This window comes from Actinomycetota bacterium (assembly GCA_012837825.1).
Lineage (GTDB): Bacteria > Actinomycetota > Humimicrobiia > Humimicrobiales > Humimicrobiaceae > Humimicrobium.
On sequence record DUQM01000091.1, the window covers coordinates 1 to 19,948 of the forward strand.

The window sequence follows — 19,948 nt, forward strand, 5'->3', positions numbered from 1 at the left end:
AGATAGTTTTGCCTTGTCGGGTATTGATGCGGTAAAAATAAATATAGAGATAAATATTTCGAACGGTCTGCCTACTTTTTCCATAGTCGGTCTTCCGGACAAAAGTATCAATGAGGCAAAAGAAAGAGTCAGAGCATCAATAATCAATTCCGGCTTTAAATTTCCTCACAAGAAAATAATAATTAATCTTTCTCCTGCAGATATAAAAAAAGAAGGACCATGCTATGATCTTCCTATTGCTTTATGTATCCTGGCTTTAAGCGGCCAGCTCAGACATGATTATCTGGGCAAATCGGGCTTTATCGGTGAATTATCCCTTAACGGAGTACTCAATCCGATAAAAGGAATCCTTTCAATGACAGAGAGAGCTCTTCTGGCAGGTAAAGAATATTTTTTCATACCCTCATCTAACTTTGATGAGGCTTCCATGATTAAAGGCATCAAAATAATTCCCTGCGACAATCTGCTGCAGTGTGTCTCTCTTTTGGAAAAAGAAAAAGAATCAGTCAGATATTATAATGAAATGATTATTATCAAAGATAAAAAAAGAGAGCTGCATTCAGACAGAAAACCGGACAGCGAAATGGCTGATTTTAAAGAAATAAGCGGCCAGTTAAGGGCAAAAAGGGCAATGGAAATTGCAGTCAGCGGTTTTCATAATATTTTACTTGTGGGGCCGCCCGGTTCAGGCAAGTCTATGCTTGCCAAAAGAGCTTTATCGATAATGCCGGAACTTGATTTCAATGAAAGCATAGAAGTAACAAAAATATACAGTATCTATAAGAAAAGCATTAAAAACCTGATAACAGAAAGACCTTTCAGAAATCCGCATCACTCAGTATCGCTTGCAGGCATGATAGGAGGCGGCTCCTGTATCAGACCCGGAGAAATAAGTCTTGCTGACAGAGGCATTCTCTTTCTTGATGAATTTTCCGAGTTCAGCCGGAAAATAATTGAATCATTAAGACAGCCCGTTGAGGACAAAAAAATAGTGCTTACAAGGAACGGAAACTCCTTCAGGTTACCTTGTTTCTTTATGCTTGTGATTGCAATGAATCCCTGTTATTGCGGCTTTTTTAAAGACAAGGAAATAAGATGCCGTTGTTCAGTAAGAGAAATTGAAAAATACTGGAGAAAGATATCCGGTCCGATGATAGACAGGATTGATATTCAGGTGAGTATGCCAAGAGAAAAAATAGGAGATGATTATGAAAAGAATGCCGAGGATTCAGAAACTATAAGATCAAGAGTCCGGGATGTTTTTGATATACAGAAAAACAGAAATAATTATTTTGATTTTGATTTTAATTCCGGGGCTAATTCGGCTGCTTTAAATGAATGGGTAAGAAAAGATTTCTTAAAAAAAATGATAGCGGGGTATGCAAGAAAACTTAATTTAAGCGCCAGACAGATATCCAGTCTTGTGAAAGTGTCCAGGACAATAGCAGACATGGAAAATTCAGAGGAAATAAAGGAAGAACATATAACCGAAGCTCTTCAATACAAGATAATGCTGTCGAAAAATTATTTATCTGCCAATATCTGAAACTTTTAATTAAATAGATGGATAAAAATACTTTAAAAATTTTAAATTTAATTATCAATGAAAATATAAAGCCTGCCGACATATCAAAATTCTATAAGGATTCAGGTTCCTTTGATATAAAGATGAAAAACAAAAACGGCCAGAAAGCAAGTGAAAAAGATTCTGTCGGGGAAGGCGGATATTTAAAGAGGAATATGATAAATCACCTTATTGAATCATTTCACAGAAAAGAATTTCAAATTATTAATATTGCACAGGAAATATATCCTTATTTATTAAAAGAGATTTTTTTCAGTCCACCGCTGCTTTTCTGCAAAGGAAAAGCAGAGATTTTAAAAAGCAAATTATGCATAGCAGTTGTAGGTACAAGAAAATGCAGCAGGTATGGAATGGATGCTGCAGGTTTTTTAAGCCGTGAACTTTCAAAATTGGGTTTTACCATTGTAAGCGGCATGGCAATGGGTATAGACAGGATTGCGCATGGAGCTGTATTAAATGAAAACGGGAAAAGCATCGGTGTTCTCGGAACAGGAATAGATGTCACCTATCCTCCGGAAAACAGAGACCTTTTCAGGAATATGATTAAAAACGGGTGCCTGATAACAGAGTTTTTTCCGTCAGTAAAGCCATTAAAACAAAATTTTCCTGCAAGAAACAGAATAATCTCAGGTATAAGCATTGGAGTAATAATAATTGAGGCAGGCGAAAAGAGCGGAGCCGTCATTACAGCCAAAGCTGCTGTAAGAGAAAACAGAGAAGTTTTTGCAGTTCCGGGAAGCATCTTTTCTGACAATAGCCTGGGCTGCCACAAATTAATACAAAATGGCGCAAAACTTATTCACGGCATTGATGACATACTGGTTGAGCTTGAAAATTACATAAAGGATTATGGGATTAAAACCACGAAATCGGAAACAAAAAAAGAAGAATATGTGAACAGAAACAAAAAAACGGAAATTTTTGGTTTATCAATATCGGCAGACCAGAAGAAAATTATTGCTGAAGTGCTGAACTGCATTGATTATAATGAAAAAAGTTTTGAAGAAATACAAAAAATAACAAACATGGATAAAAACAAACTGCTTCAGATAATATCTTTTCTTCAGTTGAATGATTATATAATTGAAAAAAGCTTTAATAATTATGTATTGAATAAATAAATTAATAATATAATAATGAAAAAAGATAAATCATAGTGACTGGAGAATAAATGTTTTTTAAAAAAAAGGTTGAAAAACCCAAAAATCCGATAGGTCTGATATTGTACAGATATGATGAGATTCTGAAAAATAAAATTGGGAAAATCATAAAAATTGCGGTTGCCGGCGGAAAAATAAGTCCCAAGAGAAATTCAAAGCTGTTCGGAACTGTAATGTGCGACTTTGAAGAGATGAAAGAGAGTATTTCAAAAGAAAAATTAAAAACTGACTATCGGTCAGATAAAGCAAGAGATATTGTAATAGAAATGATAAAGGATACTGAAAATATTGTTCATGCTTTAAATGAAGAAGGTTCATCAGATTATGAAAGTAAGGCTATTCTGATCAAAGATCTGCAAAATGCAATAAATGAAAAAAGAGCCACAATCCGCAGTAAATTAAGAGATGTGGAATCTGATTATTATTAATTTTTTAACTATAAAATAATGCTGATAAACAAAAGTGTGGAAATGTTCGAAAAATTTATTATATTTGAAAAGAACCTTTCTCCAAATACAGTAAAAGCTTATAAAAATGATCTTTCAATATTTGAATATTTTTTAAAAAAAGAAAAAATAGCTGATACTGAAGAAATAGATTATACATTTTTTAAGAATTTTTTAAAATTTCTTGACAGATATAATTACAGCAACCGAAGTATTATCAGAAAATTATCCACTTATATCAATTATTTCAAATTTCTTGAGCATAATAAGCTTATAAAAACACAATTAAGCCAGAAGATATCAGTACCCAAAAGGGAAATGAGATTTTATGAATTTTTATCCAAGGAAGAACTTGAAAAACTGCTTGAAAGCATTCCTTGTAATAATGAAAAGGGAATAAGGGACAGGCTTATTTTTGAGATTTTTTATTCAACAGGATTAAGAATAAGCGAACTTGAAAATATAAAAATAAAAGATATAGATTTTAAAAATTCGGAAATAATAGTCTTGGGAAAGGGCAGAAAAGAAAGAATCGTGTTTCTGACGGGTGAGGCGGAAAATTTTTTGGCTAAATATATGAAAATAAGAAACTATTTTCTGTATGACAGGAAAACCGGTTCATATAAAAGCAGCGAATATCTTTTCCTGAATACAAGGGGTAAAAAACTATCTCAAAGATATATAAGAAAACTTCTTGGAAAATATCTGAATGCTTCTGATATAAAAAAGCATATTTCACCCCATGGGCTGAGACATAGTTTTGCAACTCATCTTCTGCAGGAAGGCGCAAGCATAAGAGCTGTCCAGGAACTCCTTGGACATTCAAATCTGAGTTCAACCCAGATATATACGCATCTTAATATAAGAAAAATGAAAGAAGATTTTATAAAATTCCATCCAAGATCAAAATGAATAAAAATACAGATTTTGTCCGGACTTAAAAATATTAAGTTAATTCATTTGCTCAAAAAAATATATTGTGTTAAAATCTTCCAGAAAAAAATACACACACCGCAAGATGAAAAATGGTGTTAAATACCTGCGGTGGAGGAAAAACCATTAAATTTAGGAGGAAAATTGAACGAAGTTACCATCAAGCAGCTTCTTGAAGCCGGCGTGCATTTCGGCCATCAAACCCGCAAATGGAACCCCAAGATGAAGAGATATATATTTGCTGCAAAAAACGGAATATATATCATTGACCTTCAGCAGACCATGGTATTATTAAAGGAAGCATTTGATTTCTGCAAAAATATAACTGCCAACGGTGGAATAATATTATTTGTGGGAACCAAAAAACAAATCCAGGACATTGTTGAAAAAAATGCAAAAGAATGCAATATGCCATATGTGAAGAACAGATGGCTTGGAGGGACTCTGACAAATTTTGAAACAATTCTCAAAAGAATAAAAAGGATAGAAGAGATTGAGATAATGGAGCAGGAAGGCGTTTTTGAAAAATTGCCGAAGAAGGAAGTTCTTGGTTTGCAAAGCGAGTATGAAAAGCTTAACTATAATATCGGTGGAATACGGGATTTGAAACGCATACCCGATGCGATGTTTATTATCGATCCCCACAAAGAAGAAATAGCAGTAAAAGAAGCAAAAAAACTTGGAATACCTATTATTGCGATAACAGACACCAATTGTGATCCTGATGATATTGATTATCTGATACCTGGCAATGATGATGCAATAAGAGCCTGCAATCTTATTGCAGGGGTAATAAGCGAAGCAGTAAAAGAAGGCACTTTAAATTCCGCAGCTATAAAAGCAGATATTGAAAAAGAAAAGAAAGAGCAGGAAGAAACAGATAAAGCTCTTGCAGATGAAAACGATATAGAAGAAGATACACCTGAAGATGAAGAAGTATGGACTTAATATTATTATAAACTTCTGCTTATTATTTGTATGATAATAGGCTTGTAAAATAGGAGTGTGAAAAATGGTAGAGATTAAAGCGGGACAGGTTAAAGAATTAAGGGATAAATCCGGCGTAAGCATGATGGAATGTAAAAAGGCTCTGGAAGCATCTTGCGGGGATATGGCAAAAGCAGAATTAATTCTTAGGGAAAAAGGTCTGGCTGCAGCAAGCAAGAAAGCAGCAAGAGCTACGAATCAGGGACTTATTGACAGTTATGTTCACCTCGGTTCAAAAATAGGTGTTTTGCTTGAAGTAAACTGCGAAACTGATTTTGTCGCAAGAAATGAGATATTTAAAGAATTTGTGCATAATGTTGCTCTTCATATAGCAGCTTCAGCACCAAAATATGTTGCAAAAGAAGAAGTCCCCGAGGAAGTAATCGCTGCCGAAAAGGATATTTGCAGAAAACAGGCATTAAATGAAGGAAAACCCGAAGCTGTTGTTGAAAAAATAGTTGAGGGCAAACTTAAAAAGTTCTATGAAGAAAACTGTCTTATTGACCAGCTGTATGTAAAAAATAATGATATGACAATAGGAGATCTTCTTAAAGATGCAATACTTAAAATAGGTGAAAATATAGTTATAAAAAGATTTGTAAGATTTGTTCTTGGTGAAGAGATATAAAATATATCCTTTCATTGAATTAAATAGTAAAAGTTAATTATCGTATCATTTTTTCTAATATGCATTCAATTATATATAAAAGGGTGTTGCTTAAAATCAGCGGAGAGTCATTAAAGAATGACAACAGCACCGGTATTGATTTTAAGATAATGGACAGGGTAGCTGATGAGATAAAGGAAGTAAGTGAATGGGGAGTAGAAATAGCTATCGTAATAGGCGGTGGAAATTTCTGGCGCGGTATCAATGCAAGTGAGCTTGGCATGGAAAGGGTTGCAGCTGATTATGCCGGAATGATAGCTACGATAATCAATGCTGTTGCTCTTCAGGATGCTCTTGAAAAAAAAGGTGTGATAACAAGAGTACAGTCGGCAATTACGATCCAGGAGGTAGCGGAACCTTTTATAAGGAGAAAAGCGGTAAGACATCTTGAAAAAAAACGTGTTGTTATTTTTGCCTGCGGAACAGGAAATCCTTATTTCAGCACAGACACTGCGGCAGCTTTGAGGGCTCTTGAAATTAATTCAGAAGTTATTTTCAAAGCCACAAAGGTTGACGGAGTTTACGACAGGGATCCCATGAAGTTTAGTGACGCTGTCAGATTTGACAATCTCACATATCTTGACGTTATAAAAAAAGGCTTGAAAGTTCTTGATTCCACAGCTACAACATTATGTATGGATAATGAAATTCCCATAGTAGTGTTCGACATAACAAAACCAGGGAATATAAAAAAAGCATTATCAGGAAAAAAAATAGGTACTTTGATTAGCAAGGGGTAAAAAATGAGTGATGTTCTTTTAAAGGATGCTGCCAAGAAAATGAATATTACAATTGATAAAACCGTTAATGAATTTAATTCTATCAGAACCGGCAGAGCTTCTATAAGCCTTCTTGACAGGGTTACGATTGATTATTATGGAACAAAGACTCCGATCAGACACATATCCGGTATCAGCACTCCTGATTCCAGAACCATTGTAATATCACCGTATGAGGCAAAATTTTTAAAGGATATAGAGAAACAGATACTTGTATCGGATCTCGGGCTGAATCCTTCCAACGATGGAAAAGTAATCAGACTTATAATTCCCCCTCTTAATGAAGAGAGAAGAAAAGAATTAGTTAAAGTCGTAAAAAAAATTACTGAAGAGTCCAGAATAGCGATAAGGAATATCAGGAGAGAAGCAATAGAAGAATTTAAGAAAATGGAGAAGAAATCAGAAATTACTGAAGACGATCTGAAAAAACTGGAAGACGACATACAGAAACTGACTGATGACAGCATTGAAAAGATAAATCAGATACTTGCCCAAAAAGAAAATGAAATAATGGAAGTGTAGGTGTTTTCCTATAAAATTCAATTTTTTTTCAAGAGCTGATGATCCCGGAAAAAGTCTTGCATTAGATATTATTAAAAAAAATCCTGTTCCATTGCATGTTGCAGTAATAATGGATGGAAATGGAAGATGGGCTACAAAAAAAGGGCTCCCTCGTATTGCAGGCCACAGAGAAGGTGTAAAATCATTGAAATGCATTGTCAGGCTTTGTGGCGATCTTGAAATCAGATATATCACGGCATATGCTTTTTCCAGTGAAAACTGGAACAGACCCGAAAGTGAAGTTAGCAGTCTCATGAAACTATTTTATGATACTCTTGCTTCCGAACTTGAAGATCTTAACAGCAATGGAGTTAAAATAATTCTCCTTGGAGACAGGGAGAATATTCCTGAAAAAGTACTTAAAAAATTCCAAGAAGCTGAAAAAATCACAGAGAACAACACAAGAGTAATACTGAATATTGCATTTAATTACGGTTCCAGGCAGGAAATAATAAATGGTGTGAAAAAAATATACATGGCTGTCAATAACGGCCATATCGGAGCAGATGAAATAAATGAAAAAACATTTCCTGATTTCTTATATACAAAAAATCTGCCTGATCCTGATCTTTTAATAAGAACCAGCGGAGAATACAGACTGAGTAATTTTCTTTTATGGCAGACTGCTTACTCCGAATTTTATTTTACAAAGACTTTATGGCCTGATTTCAGGGAAAATGACTTTTTAAAAGCTGTTCTTGAATATCAAAAAAGAAACAGGAGATTTGGCAAAATTTAATCATGGGTATGGCATTGCAATACATATATGCACTCCTTGCATTTTCTCTGATAATAATTGTACATGAATTAGGTCATTTTATTCTTGCAAAGATAAACAAAGTACATGTTGAAGAATTCTTTGTCGGCATAGGGCCGAAATTATTAAAGTTCAAATCAAAAAGCGGGACTTTATGGGGTCTGTCAGCCATACCTGTAGGCGGATATAATAAAATAAGCGGTATGAACAGAGAGGAAGAGATACCTGCAGGCAGGGAAGACAAAGTATTTTATAAAAAGCCCTACTGGTCAAAAATATCGATAATAGTCGGCGGAGCTTTTTTTAATATCTTATTTGCCTTTCTGCTCATATTCATTTTTTTCAGCATGGGTATATATTCTGCAACAAATAAAGTCGATTTTATTGAAGAAGGTTCACCTGCATATGTTTCCGGAATTCAGGTATATGATGAAGTCATTAAAATAAAAGATACTGAAATCAGGAATTGGGAAGAATTCTCAGAAAATATAAAAAAATATCCCGGCGAAAATGTATCTTTGCAAATAATAAGAGATAATGAACTTATTGAAATAAAAGTCATGCTTGGGGAAAAAGAAGGAGAAGGCTATCTTGGGATAAGTCCGTCTGTTGAAAAACAGATTCCCGGATTTTTTAAGGCAATAAAAGAAAGTTTTAAATTTATCGGTGATTTTTTTATAAGCTATTTTAAACTTCTGGGAATGTTATTTACAGGTCAGCTTGGTTTTGAGCAGGCACGACCAGTTTCCCCGATAGGGCTTGTTTCAATTTTTCAACAATCTGCATCTATAGGTTCACAGTATTTTATTATGATTATTGCTCTTGTTTCACTTTTGCTTGGATTCAGCAATATAATACCCCTTCTTCCTCTTGACGGCGGCCATATAGTTGTACTTACAATTGAAGCAATAAGAAGAAAGCCATTAAGCAGAAAAGCTGTAAATATTTATAATTCAATAGGAATAGTTATTTTTATTTCCTTGTTTCTTGTGGGGATAGTATTTGATATATTAAAACCTATAAACATAATGAATATGTAGAAAAATGGAAATAAAGAGAAAAAAAACGAAAGAAATAAGGATAGGCGGAAAAGTAATCGGTGGCAATAATCCTGTTCTTGTTCAATCCATGACTAAAAACAAATCCTGCGAACAGTTTTTGTTAAGGGAAGAAATAAATAATCTGATTTCAGCAGGCTGTGAAATAATCAGGGTCGCAGTAACAGATGCAGAATCCATAAAAAACATCAGGAAATTCATAAAAGAAGGATTATTCAGCAACAATCCTGTCGTTGGCGATATTCAGTTTGACAGCAGGCTTGCACTGGATTCACTGAAAGCAGGCCTGGACTGCATAAGAATAAATCCCGGGAATATCGGAGGAATAGAAAAAACCGGAATACTAATTGAAGAAGCAAAAAAAAGAAATGCATGCATAAGAATAGGCGTTAACTCAGGTTCTGTGGACAAGAGGTCATTAAAAAAAAATAATTTTAATATAAGAGAAGCATTGCTTGACAATACTCTCGAATATATAAGATTTTTTGAAAACTGCAATTTTTATAATTTCAAAGTGTCTGCAAAAGCGTCATCCGTAACTGATTCCATCTATATTTACAGAACACTTTCTGAAAAAACTGATTATCCTCTTCATGTGGGAATAACTGAATCAGGCAATGAATTCACAGGTGCAATTAAATCCTCTGTTGGCATGGGAATACTCTTAAACGAAGGTATCGGCGATACGATAAGAGTCTCACTGACTTCCGATCCGATAAAGGAAGTAAAAGCAGGATATGCAATATTATCAAGTCTTGGTCTGAGAAGTTATGGAATAAATCTAATATCCTGTCCAACATGCGGAAGGACGAAAGTTAATCTTAAATATTATGTTGAAAGTATAGAAAAAATCACATCCGGAATAAAAGAACCGTTAACGGTAGCTGTAATGGGATGTATTGTTAATGGTCCCGGGGAAGCCAAAGATGCTGATATAGGAATTGCATTTGGAGAAAAGAAAGCAGCTGTTTTTGTAAAAGGTAAAATTATCAAAAGAGTAAATGAAGAAGATGTAATAGAGTTGTTTTCACAGGAACTGGAGCAACTTGTTGAAAATAAACATAGTGTCTTGGCAAGATCTGAAAAAAACTGATAATATTTCCAACATATTGTTTCAGAAACTATAATTTAATTTATTCATACAAAAGCGATAGGAGAGTTAATTGAGATTTACCAATAATTTTATACCCACATTAAAAGAAGAGCCAAGTGAATCTGAAATAATAAGCCATTCGCTTTCTATCAGATCCGGTCTTATAAGAAAAGCAGCATCAGGGATTTATTCTTTTCTTCCTTTTGGTTTTAAAATATTGAAAAAAATTGAGAACATAATAAGAGAAGAGATGGACAGAACAGGAGCCCTGGAAGTGCTGATGCCTGTGATTCAGCCCGGAGAATTATGGCAGAAAACAAACAGATGGTATGAGTACGGTCCTGAGATGTTCAAGATAGCAGACAGAAACAAAAGAGATTTCTGTCTCGGCCCTACACATGAAGAGCTTTTCACGACTATCGCAGGCGCTGAGTTAAATTCTTATAAAGATCTCCCGATAAATTTATATCAGATACAGGTAAAGTTCAGAGATGAGATAAGGCCAAGATACGGACTGCTAAGAGCAAGAGAATTCATCATGAAGGACGCATATAGTTTTGGGGCAGACCAGGAACAGCTTGAAGAGGATTACAATTCCATGTACAAAGCTTACTGCAGGATAATTGAGAGGATAGGGCTGAGATACAAAATAGTTGAGGCTGACACAGGATTGATCGGCGGCAGCTCTTCGCATGAATTTATGGTTCTGGCTGAAAATGGAGAAGAGACAATAGTATATTGTGATGAATGCGGTTATGCGGCAAATGCTGATAATGCCGAATATGAAATAAATGCTTCTGAAGATGCAGGCGCACAATCTGAAAAAGAATTAAAGGAGGTGCATACGCCGGATATAAAAACAATAGAGGAACTTGCGGATTTTTTGAAAATAAAAAATTCAGGAATTATAAAAACAATTCTTCTGAAAGATGAGGATAGTAACTTTTATGCTGTTGTCTTATCAGGGGACAGATTTCTGAATATAAACAAAGTCGAAAAAATGCTTGGAAAGAATCTGGTGTTTATCAATGAAGAAAATAATACCCTAAATCTTCCTGTCGGTTTTGTAGGTCCTGTGAATATGGATAAAAAAGTGAAGATTATCGCTGATTATTCAGTACTTGCAAGAAAAAATATGGTTGCAGGGGCGAACAGGCAAAATTATCATATCGTTAATGTTGATACAGACAGAGATTTTCAAGCAGACCAGCGGGGTTCTTTTTCATTTCCGGTAAAAGGAGATCTTTGTCCCAAATGTAAAAACATGCTGAGTTTTGAAAAGGGAATAGAAGTAGGTCATATTTTCAAACTAGGCACTAAGTATAGCGAGAAATTAAATTCAAGATTTCTGGATATTAATGGAAATCTGCAGCCTTTTGTTATGGGGTGCTATGGAATAGGCGTAACCAGACTTGTGGCTGCAACCATAGAGCAGTGTCACGACGATAAAGGAATAATATGGCCTGAGAGTATTGCACCTTTCAAGACAGTTGTTATCGTAACAAATATGACAGATGAAAAACTGAAGAATGCAGGAGAGGAAATATATAATAATCTTATTTCCGAAAAAATAGAAACATTGTTTGATGACAGGGAGATTAGTGCCGGTATTAAATTTAAAGATGCGGATCTTCTTGGAATTCCCTTTAAGATAATAGTAGGAAGAAAATATCTCCAAAATGGTAAAATTGAAATTGAAAGCCGGGCAACTTCCTTCAAAACGGAGACTGTGCCTGCGGAGATCCAGACTTATCTCAAAAAAAACTGACTGTAATAAAAATGTTTGAAATTAATGAAAAAATTACTTTACAGGGAACCATTGAAAGAATTGTCTTTAAAAGTGAAAATAATGATTATAAAATCTGCCGGCTCAGGATAAGCAATTCAGATGAAATAGAAACAATTTTCGGTAATTTTTTTGATATAAATAAAGGTGAAAATGTACAGATTATCGGAGAATATGTCAATAATCCAAAATATGGCAGACAGATAAAAATTGAGAAAATTACTGTAATTCCTCCTTCTTCCAATGCAGGTATTGAAAAATATATCGGTTCAGGACTTATTCCAGGCGTAGGGCCTGTAATGGCAAAAAAAATAGTTCAGCATTTTGGGGAAAAAACTCTTTCAATTCTTGATAATGAAATAGAAAAATTAGGCGAAATTGAAGGATTTGGAAAAAAAAGAATAAAAAATATTAAAAAAGAATGGAAAAAACAGGCTCAGACAAGAGATACTATGATTTATCTGCAGTCTCTTGAAATTACTCCCTCAAATTCTGCAAAAATATTAAAAAAATATGGTAATGATACTGTTTCAGTAGTGAAGAATAATCCTTACAGGCTTTGTGAAGATATTTTTGGTATAGGGTTTCGAACAGCTGACAGGATTGCGCTTAATTCAGGCATTTTAAAGAACTCACCTTTCAGAATAAGTTCAGGAATTAAATATATACTGAAAAAGTTTGAGGAAGACGGGCACTGCTTTCTCCCGTATGATTTACTGATCGCAAAAGCTCTGGAATTCCTTGAAGTGGAAATGCTTGAAGTGGAAAAATCGCTTGAAATCCTGAGTATGGAGCACCAGGTAGTTATTGATAAAGAAAAAGTATATCTTATTGATACTTATGAAGATGAACGGTTTGTTGCAGATAAATTGAAAAAAATAAAACATTATAAAATAAATAATGTTTTCGAGGACTATGACTGGGATAGAAAAATACAGGAGCTTTCATCAAAAGTAAAGGTTATTCTTGATGATGATCAGAAAGATGCCATCAAAAGTGCTTTATATGAAAAAATAATGGTAATTACCGGAAGCCCCGGAACCGGTAAAAGCACAATAGTGAATTTTATATTGAATATTTTTGAATTTGAAAATATGTCTGTTTTTCTTTCAGCACCCACGGGAAGAGCGTCAAAAAGATTATCTGAAACTACAGGCAAAGATGCAAAGACACTTCACAGACTGCTTGAATATAACCCAAAGACAAATTCGTTTAATAAAAACAGATACAACAAGCTGAAATGCGATTTACTTGTAATTGATGAATCATCCATGATTGATATCAAGATTGCAAGGGTATTGGCAGATGCCCTGGATGAAAAAACAAGAGTAATATTTGTTGGTGATTATGATCAGTTGCCCTCAGTCGGTCCGGGAAATGTTTTAAGCGATATTATTAATTCGGGAAAGTTTCCGGTTATCAGACTGACAAAGATATACAGACAATTCGGTAAAAGCATGATAATCAGAAATGCCCACATGATTAGAGACGGAATCTATCCAAAACTTTATCAGGCGGACATGCCGGAAAAATCCGATTTTTATTTTGTTGAAAAAAATGATCAGGAGGATGCTGTAAACGCAATAATAAAATTATTGTATCGTAATATTCCCGACAAGTTCGGTTTTGATCCTGTAAAAGATGTGCAGGTGCTTGTACCTGTTTATAAAGGAATAGCAGGTGTGGACAATCTTAACTGCCGGATACAGAACATTTTCAATAAAAGACAGGAAAAAATAATAAGAGGAAAAAATGAATTCAGGCTGAATGACAAAATAATACAGCTTAAAAATGACTATGAAAAAGATGTTTTCAACGGAGATATAGGGTTTATAAAAGAAATTGATTTTACAAATCAGAAATTCAAGGTGGATTTCGAAGAAAAGAAAGTAGTTTATGATTTTTATGATGCAGATCAGCTCTCTCTTTCATATGCTATTTCAATTCATAAATCACAGGGTTCTGAATTTAAATGCGTGATAATACCTGTTCTGACTTCACATTACATGTTGCTGCAGAGAAATCTTATTTATACCGCTTTGACCAGAGCAAAAGAACTGGCGGTAATTGTAGGCAGTAAAAAAGCCATAGGCATGGCTGTTAGCAAGAATTATGTTGAGAACAGGTTTACGAATTTAAAAAATCTTTTATAAAATCCATCTTTTCCCGGAAATAATTTAACCGCAGGCAGGTCTTTATTATGAAAGTCTTAACTATGCCTGTATTGAATTATTTTTTTTTCATGCTATAATCATTCAAGGTTTTTTTAGTTATATATTATCTTATGTTAGTGGGCAAAACCCACTATTTTTATTATTTAATGATTATTCTTGCAGGTGATAGAGATTGAATAAAGAACTGGTAATTGCTTTAAAGGAACTTGAAAAAGAGAAGGGCATAAAGATAGATACTATTATTGAAGCCCTTCAGATTGCTCTTGTTTCTGCATATAAGAAAAATTATAAAATAACTTATGAGGCAAAAGTTGATATAGATGTCAAAACCGGCGGGATAAAGGTTTTTAAAATACTTGATGATGAAGAAGCGGAAAAAGTCGGGACTCATGAGGCAGATGTGACTCCGGAGAATTTTGGAAGAATTGCTGCCCAGACTGCAAAACAGGTAATAACGCAGAAGATCAAGGAAGCTGAAAGGGAAGTCATGTACAATGAATTCTGCGACAGAGCCGGAGATATGGTTATTGGTATAATACAGCAAAATGACTCCAGATATACTCTGGTTGATCTCGGCAAGGTAGAGGCTCTTCTTCCTTTAAGCGAACAGGTTCCCGGAGAAAGGTATAAACACGGCGAGAGAATAAAATGTTATATTTCTGAAGTAAAAAAAGGCACAAAAGGCCCTCAGGTAATTGTATCAAGGACACACACCGGTCTGATAAGAAGACTGTTTGAGCTGGAAGTTCCTGAAATATATGAAAGCATAGTAGAGATAAAAAGTGTGGCGAGAGAAGCAGGATTCAGAACCAAGATAGCAGTCAGCTCTAATGAAGAAAACGTAGATGCTGTAGGTGCCTGTGTCGGTCCCAAAGGCTCAAGAGTAAGAATGGTTGTGGATGAGCTTGCAGGTGAAAAAATAGATATAGTACAATACAGCGATGACATAGTTTTATTTATAAAAAATTCTCTCAGTCCCGCAAGAGTTTTAAAAGTGCTTACAGATGAAGAAAAAAAATTTGCTTTGGTTGTTGTGCCCAATGATCAGCTTTCTCTTGCAATCGGAAAAGACGGCCAGAATGCAAGACTGGCGGCAAAACTGACTAACTGGAAAATTGATATAAAAAGCGAGATGCAGTATGAAGAAGAGCTGAACGAAGCACGGGAAGAAAGAAAAAAAGCAACATAAGCAGGTGAATTTAATAAATGGTTTCAGTCAGAATATACGAAATAGCAAAAGAAAATAATATTTCATCCAGAGAGCTTATTGAATTATGCTGTTCAATCGGCATAGAGGTCAAAAGTCATTCTTCTGCTATAAGCGATGAGCAGATAATCAAAGTAAAAAAAGCTTTGGAAGAAAAAAGCATTAAAGCCGGCAAACCGGATCAGGATGTTAAAAAGACAGAAAGTTTGACTGACAAGAAAAAACCGGCTGTAAAAGACTTGAAAAAAAGCTCCAAAGCGACTGAAGAAAAAACAGAACAGCCAAAAAGGGAAAAGAGTAAAGCATCTGCGAAAAAAGTTCAGACTGTAAAGCAGAAGGAAGATAGCAAAGATTTGCCTGAAGATGATTTTGAGTCAAAAACAAAACCGGTATCCAAATGGGAAGAAGAGAAAAAGATAAATATCAGAAATGTGCTGCTTAAAGAGTTGGATAAAGAAGATCAGATTACAAGATTCAGAGTAAAACCAAAAAGCTCTAAAGAAAAAATCAGCAAAACTACAGCAAAGCAGAAAGGTCTGTCTGCTGAAAAAAAGACTGAAAAAGAAACTGATGGCACGAAAAAAAGACCTGAGATTAAAAAAATCATTGAAATCCCTGCAGGCATATCATTAAAACAGCTTTCTGAAAAAATAAGCGTACCATCAAATGAGATAATCAAAACTCTTTTTTCGCTTGGAGAAGTTGTTAATATAAATCAGTCTTTAAGCAATGACATGATTGATATTCTTTCAGAAGAATATAATTTCAAATTCAGCATAATAGGTTTTGAAGAAAACCTGGAAGAGCTGTTTAAAGATTCTCCTGACGATCTTGTCCCAAGACCTCCGATAGTTACAGTAATGGGACATGTTGACCATGGAAAAACCACTCTTCTTGATTCAATAAGGAAATCCGATGTTGCCGAAAATGAAGCTGGCGGAATAACCCAGCACATAGGTGCTTATCAGATAGAGTACAAGGAAAGAAAAATTACTTTTATAGATACTCCGGGTCACGAAGCTTTTACTTCCATGCGCGCAAGAGGAACAAAGGTAACAGATATTGCTGTCATAGTAGTGGCAGCAAATGATGGAATAATGCCCCAGACTGTTGAGGCCATAAATCATGCCAAAGCAGCGAATGTTCCAATTATTATTGCCATAAACAAAATCGATCTTCCGGATGCCGATCCTGCAAAAATAAAGAAAAATCTTACAGAACACAATCTGGTTCCTGAAGAATGGGGCGGAGATACTATCTGTGTTGAAATATCAGCCAAAAGCAAAATAAATATAAATGAGCTGCTGGATATGATTCTCCTTGTAGCAGATGTGAATGAAATAAAAGGTAATCCGGATGCTGAAGGCTTTGGAATAATTATAGAATCCAGACTTGACAAGGGACTGGGTCCGGTAGGTTCGATTATTATTAAAAGAGGTTCAATAGACATCGGCGATTTTTTTATAGCAGGCAATTCTTGTGGCAGAGTCAGAGCTCTTCAGGATGATAAAGGAAATAAATTAAGCAAAGCTTTACTTTCCCAGCCTGTTGAAATTCTGGGATTTTCGAGCACACCGGAAGCCGGAGATCAGTTTTTTGTAGTCAAGAACGAAAAAGTTGCAAAAAATATTCTTTCAAAAAAAGCTTATGCAGAGAATTTAAGTAAAATTTCTGAAAACAGAAGACATATCAGCCTTGAAGAATTTTCAGAAATTGCAAAATCCGCGGACATAAAAAAACTTGAAATAATACTCAAGGCAGATGTAAACGGATCCATTGATGCTGTCGAGCAGTCATTGAAAAAAATTGAAGACGAAAAAATAAAAATAAATATCCTTCATAAAGGTGTCGGGGCAATTGCTGACAGCGATATAATACTTGCTGCTGCTTCCGATGCAATTGTAATAGGGTTCGGAGTTGTACCTACTGCAAAAGCAAAGGAAATAGCAAAAAAAGAAAATGTGGATATAAGGACATACAACATAATATATAAGCTTATTGACGAATTAATCCTTGCTTTCAGAGGCATGCTCGAACCTGAAACAGAGGAATATGAAAAGGGCAGGATAGAAGTAAGGGAATTGTTTAAAATGCCCAAGATTGGCTCAATTGCAGGATGCTATGTGCTTGAAGGAGAAGCAGAGCGTAATAACCAGGTAAGGGTAGTAAGAGATGGAAAGATCGTACATGAAGGCAAAATAGCTTCAATCCGTAGATTCAAGGAAGATGTTAAAAAGGTAAGCGCAGGCTATGAATGCGGGATAAAGATCGAGAATTTTCACGATATAAATAAAGGCGATATACTTGAAATCTTTGAGATAAGAGAGATAAAGAACGTCTCAGCCTAATCCTCGGCAACAATTAAGAACGATTTAAAAGATAATCAGCAATATTTGTTTTTTTGGCTATGGATAAATTAAAAAAAACAGAAATTGACTTTCAAAGAGAGATAAGCTCTATTATAAACTCCAAGGTTAAAGATCCGAGGGTAGGTTTCGTAACCATTACGGGTGTAAAACTTTCTCCTGATTTTCATTATATGGATGTTTACTTTACATTGCTTGATGAAAAAAGGGATTTAAAATTGTGTCTGAGCGGATTAAATACTTCCAAAGGCTTTATTAAAAAGAATATTCAGGAAAGAATAAGAATAAAAACAATGCCCGAGATAAAATTCATATATGATAAATCAATAGAAAACGGTTTAAGAATCAGCCGGATAATTGAGCAACTTAAAAAAAAGGAAGAAAATATCTGATATGAATATGGATGCTTTCAACAATAATGATTCAGACATTCTTGATGCAATAGAAAAAAATACAGATTTTCTTCTTTTTACACATTGCTATCCTGATGGAGACGGCCTTGGTTCAATTCTTTCCTTTTACAAAATGTTGAAAAACCTGAACAAGAATGTTTATGCGGTCTGTAGCAGTGAAATGCCATATCAGTATAAATTTCTTTCAAATAGCGAAGTTATCATCAGATCAATTGAAGATATAAATGATAATAAAAAATATATTTCCGTCTTTCTTGACTGTGCAGACAGTGCAAGAATCAAAATTGATTATGAGGCTGTAGCTATTAAGTCGGAAAAAATAATTAACATTGATCATCATATGAGCAATACTTATTTCGGAGATATTAATATTGTCTTTCCGGATAAATCCGCTACCTGTGAAATAGTCTATCTTTTATTTAAAAAGTATTTTAATGAAAAAATAGACAGGGACATTGCTGAAGCTTTATATACCGGCATTCTTACAGATACCGGCAAATTCCAGTATTCCAATACAACAAAGGAAGTTCATAAAATAATAAGCGATCTTCTTGAATATGAGATAAATCCGTCCAGGATATACAGCTGCATATATGAAAACGAACCTGCCGGCAGATTCAGGCTGCTTGCAATAGTATTTAAAAGATCAAGAATCCTTAAAAGCAATAATCTTATTTATTCTTATATAAAAATGAAAGATTTTAACAGGCTGAACCTGCCTTTCTCTGCCAATGACGGGATAATTGAAATATTAAGAACAGCAAAAGATATAAAAGTTGCAGCGCTTTTCAAGGAAGTCAAAAAGAACATTTACAAGGTTTCCCTGAGATCGTCAGACGAATCTGTAAATGTTGCATCAGTTGCAGAAATTTTTGGAGGGGGAGGCCATAAAATGGCTTCTGCATATGTTGTTGAAGGTGATTTGAAGAAATCTGTGGCAGAACTTGATAAGGCAATCAGTAATAACCATTAGGAAAATAAAAATGATTTCAAAAAAAATAATTGATTTTAACGGAGTGGTTCTGATAAATAAAAATCCCGGCATGACCTCATTTGACATGCTTAGAATATTAAAAAAAAGTTTTTTTTTAACAAAATAGGACATGCCGGCACTCTTGATCCTATTGCCAAAGGCTTGCTTATAGTATTGCTAAACAAAGCAGCAAAACTATCTTCAGATTTTTTATCGCTTGATAAAGAATATATTACAATGATAAAGCTGGGCATTACGACAGATTCTTATGATATGGATGGAAAAATCATAAAGACATGCAGTGTCCCGGCTTTTGAAAAAAAATACCTGTCAGATTTGGTAAAAGATTTCCGGGGAGACTACAGGCAGACGGTACCGGCTTTCAGTGCAAAAAAATTTAAAGGAAAACATTTATACGAATATGCGCGGAAAAATTTGAAAACCGATGAAATAAAAAATAATGTAAGAATCAACAAAATAAATATTATCAGATATCGCCCGCCGGATTTGTATATAAGACTTGAAGTCAGTTCAGGGACATATATAAGAGCTATTGCAAACGACATTGGCGACAGGCTGGGGTGCGGAGCAGCTATGGCGGAGCTGGAAAGAGTCAGAATTGGAAGTTTTTCAGTTAAAGATGCTCTTAAGGCAGAAGAGGCCATAAAAATTCTAAATGAATATAATAATAAAAAAACAGACCCGAAAAAGATATCAGGTACCGGCGCATTCATTTCAGTGAAGGACCTTGCCAGAAATTATAAAAAAATTTATGTAAAGGAAAAATTCCTGAAAGATCTTGAAATGAACAGTCCTCTTTATGAAAAAATGCTGGAGCCGGGGCTAAACGCCGGAGATGAATTTGAACCTGGCCAGATTGTAGTTATCAAACTGAAAAAATCCGGAAAATCCTATATTCACAGATTAATTGCAGGGTTTAATCCAAAGGAAATTTCTTTGGAAAACAAAAAACTTTCAAAATCTCTTTCAATGAATTAAAGTG

Annotated in this window: 18 protein-coding genes; all 18 read left to right on the plus strand. The window is 34.6% G+C overall.

Annotated features, from left to right (window positions below; translation table 11 throughout):
- Window positions 1-1,546: YifB family Mg chelatase-like AAA ATPase (locus GXZ93_07070; GenBank protein HHT79534.1), on the plus strand; the 1,546-nt coding region annotated here is incomplete at its 5' end.
- Between the two features lie 17 nt (window positions 1,547-1,563).
- Window positions 1,564-2,706 carry a DNA-protecting protein DprA gene (dprA, locus tag GXZ93_07075; GenBank protein HHT79535.1) on the plus strand — a complete coding sequence of 381 codons (1,143 nt, stop codon included), beginning with the start codon at window positions 1,564-1,566 and terminating at the stop codon, window positions 2,704-2,706.
- A gap of 50 nt (window positions 2,707-2,756) precedes the next feature.
- The gene (locus GXZ93_07080; GenBank protein HHT79536.1) at window positions 2,757-3,173 is read left to right on the plus strand and encodes a hypothetical protein; all 417 of its coding nucleotides are present in this window, start codon (window positions 2,757-2,759) and stop codon (window positions 3,171-3,173) included.
- 42 nt (window positions 3,174-3,215) lie between these two features.
- Complete coding sequence (locus tag GXZ93_07085) at window positions 3,216-4,103, plus strand: tyrosine-type recombinase/integrase (GenBank protein HHT79537.1); 888 nt, start codon at window positions 3,216-3,218, stop codon at window positions 4,101-4,103.
- A gap of 165 nt (window positions 4,104-4,268) precedes the next feature.
- Window positions 4,269-5,072, plus strand: coding sequence for a 30S ribosomal protein S2 (gene rpsB / locus GXZ93_07090; protein ID HHT79538.1), 804 nt, complete (start codon window positions 4,269-4,271; stop codon window positions 5,070-5,072).
- Window positions 5,073-5,136: 64 nt separating this feature from the next.
- Window positions 5,137-5,739 (plus strand): translation elongation factor Ts, encoded by a 603-nt coding sequence (tsf, locus tag GXZ93_07095; GenBank protein ID HHT79539.1) that lies wholly within the window; start codon window positions 5,137-5,139, stop codon window positions 5,737-5,739.
- A 59-nt stretch (window positions 5,740-5,798) separates the two neighbouring features.
- Window positions 5,799-6,518 (plus strand): UMP kinase, encoded by a 720-nt coding sequence (locus GXZ93_07100; protein ID HHT79540.1) that lies wholly within the window; start codon window positions 5,799-5,801, stop codon window positions 6,516-6,518.
- 3 nt (window positions 6,519-6,521) lie between these two features.
- Window positions 6,522-7,079 carry a ribosome recycling factor gene (frr, locus tag GXZ93_07105; GenBank protein HHT79541.1) on the plus strand — a complete coding sequence of 186 codons (558 nt, stop codon included), beginning with the start codon at window positions 6,522-6,524 and terminating at the stop codon, window positions 7,077-7,079.
- Window positions 7,080-7,089: 10 nt separating this feature from the next.
- Complete coding sequence (locus GXZ93_07110) at window positions 7,090-7,857, plus strand: isoprenyl transferase (protein HHT79542.1); 768 nt, start codon at window positions 7,090-7,092, stop codon at window positions 7,855-7,857.
- Between the two features lie 8 nt (window positions 7,858-7,865).
- Window positions 7,866-8,915: a PDZ domain-containing protein gene (locus GXZ93_07115; protein HHT79543.1), complete on the plus strand. Its 1,050-nt coding sequence runs from the start codon at window positions 7,866-7,868 to the stop codon at window positions 8,913-8,915.
- Window positions 8,916-8,919: 4 nt separating this feature from the next.
- Window positions 8,920-10,026: a flavodoxin-dependent (E)-4-hydroxy-3-methylbut-2-enyl-diphosphate synthase gene (gene ispG / locus GXZ93_07120; GenBank protein HHT79544.1), complete on the plus strand. Its 1,107-nt coding sequence runs from the start codon at window positions 8,920-8,922 to the stop codon at window positions 10,024-10,026.
- A 70-nt stretch (window positions 10,027-10,096) separates the two neighbouring features.
- Complete coding sequence (locus GXZ93_07125) at window positions 10,097-11,794, plus strand: proline--tRNA ligase (protein ID HHT79545.1); 1,698 nt, start codon at window positions 10,097-10,099, stop codon at window positions 11,792-11,794.
- An 11-nt stretch (window positions 11,795-11,805) separates the two neighbouring features.
- On the plus strand, window positions 11,806-13,965 hold the full coding sequence (locus GXZ93_07130; GenBank protein ID HHT79546.1) for an ATP-dependent RecD-like DNA helicase: 2,160 nt from the start codon (window positions 11,806-11,808) through the stop codon (window positions 13,963-13,965).
- Window positions 13,966-14,158: 193 nt separating this feature from the next.
- On the plus strand, window positions 14,159-15,175 hold the full coding sequence (gene nusA / locus GXZ93_07135; protein HHT79547.1) for a transcription termination/antitermination protein NusA: 1,017 nt from the start codon (window positions 14,159-14,161) through the stop codon (window positions 15,173-15,175).
- A gap of 17 nt (window positions 15,176-15,192) precedes the next feature.
- Window positions 15,193-17,541 (plus strand): translation initiation factor IF-2, encoded by a 2,349-nt coding sequence (gene infB / locus GXZ93_07140; GenBank protein ID HHT79548.1) that lies wholly within the window; start codon window positions 15,193-15,195, stop codon window positions 17,539-17,541.
- A gap of 53 nt (window positions 17,542-17,594) precedes the next feature.
- Window positions 17,595-17,951 (plus strand): 30S ribosome-binding factor RbfA, encoded by a 357-nt coding sequence (rbfA, locus tag GXZ93_07145; protein HHT79549.1) that lies wholly within the window; start codon window positions 17,595-17,597, stop codon window positions 17,949-17,951.
- Window positions 17,917-18,945: a bifunctional oligoribonuclease/PAP phosphatase NrnA gene (locus GXZ93_07150; protein HHT79550.1), complete on the plus strand. Its 1,029-nt coding sequence runs from the start codon at window positions 17,917-17,919 to the stop codon at window positions 18,943-18,945. The genes rbfA and GXZ93_07150 overlap by 35 nt, the downstream gene beginning before the upstream one ends.
- A gap of 96 nt (window positions 18,946-19,041) precedes the next feature.
- A complete protein-coding gene (gene truB, locus GXZ93_07155) occupies window positions 19,042-19,944 on the plus strand; it encodes a tRNA pseudouridine(55) synthase TruB (GenBank protein ID HHT79551.1) in 903 nt (300 codons plus the stop codon).
- The last annotated feature ends 4 nt before the right edge of the window (window positions 19,945-19,948 follow it).

What these genes read in the sequence shown, in the direction of transcription:
- GXZ93_07080 (HHT79536.1), top strand. Translation starts at nt 2,757, where the DNA reads ATGTTTTTTAAAAAAAAGGTTGAAAAACCCAAAAATCCGATAGGTCTG.
- GXZ93_07100 (HHT79540.1), top strand. Translation starts at nt 5,799, where the DNA reads ATGCATTCAATTATATATAAAAGGGTGTTGCTTAAAATCAGCGGAGAG.
- GXZ93_07115 (HHT79543.1), top strand. Translation starts at nt 7,866, where the DNA reads ATGGCATTGCAATACATATATGCACTCCTTGCATTTTCTCTGATAATA.
- GXZ93_07085 (HHT79537.1), top strand. Translation starts at nt 3,216, where the DNA reads ATGTTCGAAAAATTTATTATATTTGAAAAGAACCTTTCTCCAAATACA.
- tsf (HHT79539.1), top strand. Translation starts at nt 5,137, where the DNA reads ATGGTAGAGATTAAAGCGGGACAGGTTAAAGAATTAAGGGATAAATCC.
- GXZ93_07130 (HHT79546.1), top strand. Translation starts at nt 11,806, where the DNA reads ATGTTTGAAATTAATGAAAAAATTACTTTACAGGGAACCATTGAAAGA.
- infB (HHT79548.1), top strand. Translation starts at nt 15,193, where the DNA reads ATGGTTTCAGTCAGAATATACGAAATAGCAAAAGAAAATAATATTTCA.
- dprA (HHT79535.1), top strand. Translation starts at nt 1,564, where the DNA reads ATGGATAAAAATACTTTAAAAATTTTAAATTTAATTATCAATGAAAAT.
- frr (HHT79541.1), top strand. Translation starts at nt 6,522, where the DNA reads ATGAGTGATGTTCTTTTAAAGGATGCTGCCAAGAAAATGAATATTACA.
- ispG (HHT79544.1), top strand. Translation starts at nt 8,920, where the DNA reads ATGGAAATAAAGAGAAAAAAAACGAAAGAAATAAGGATAGGCGGAAAA.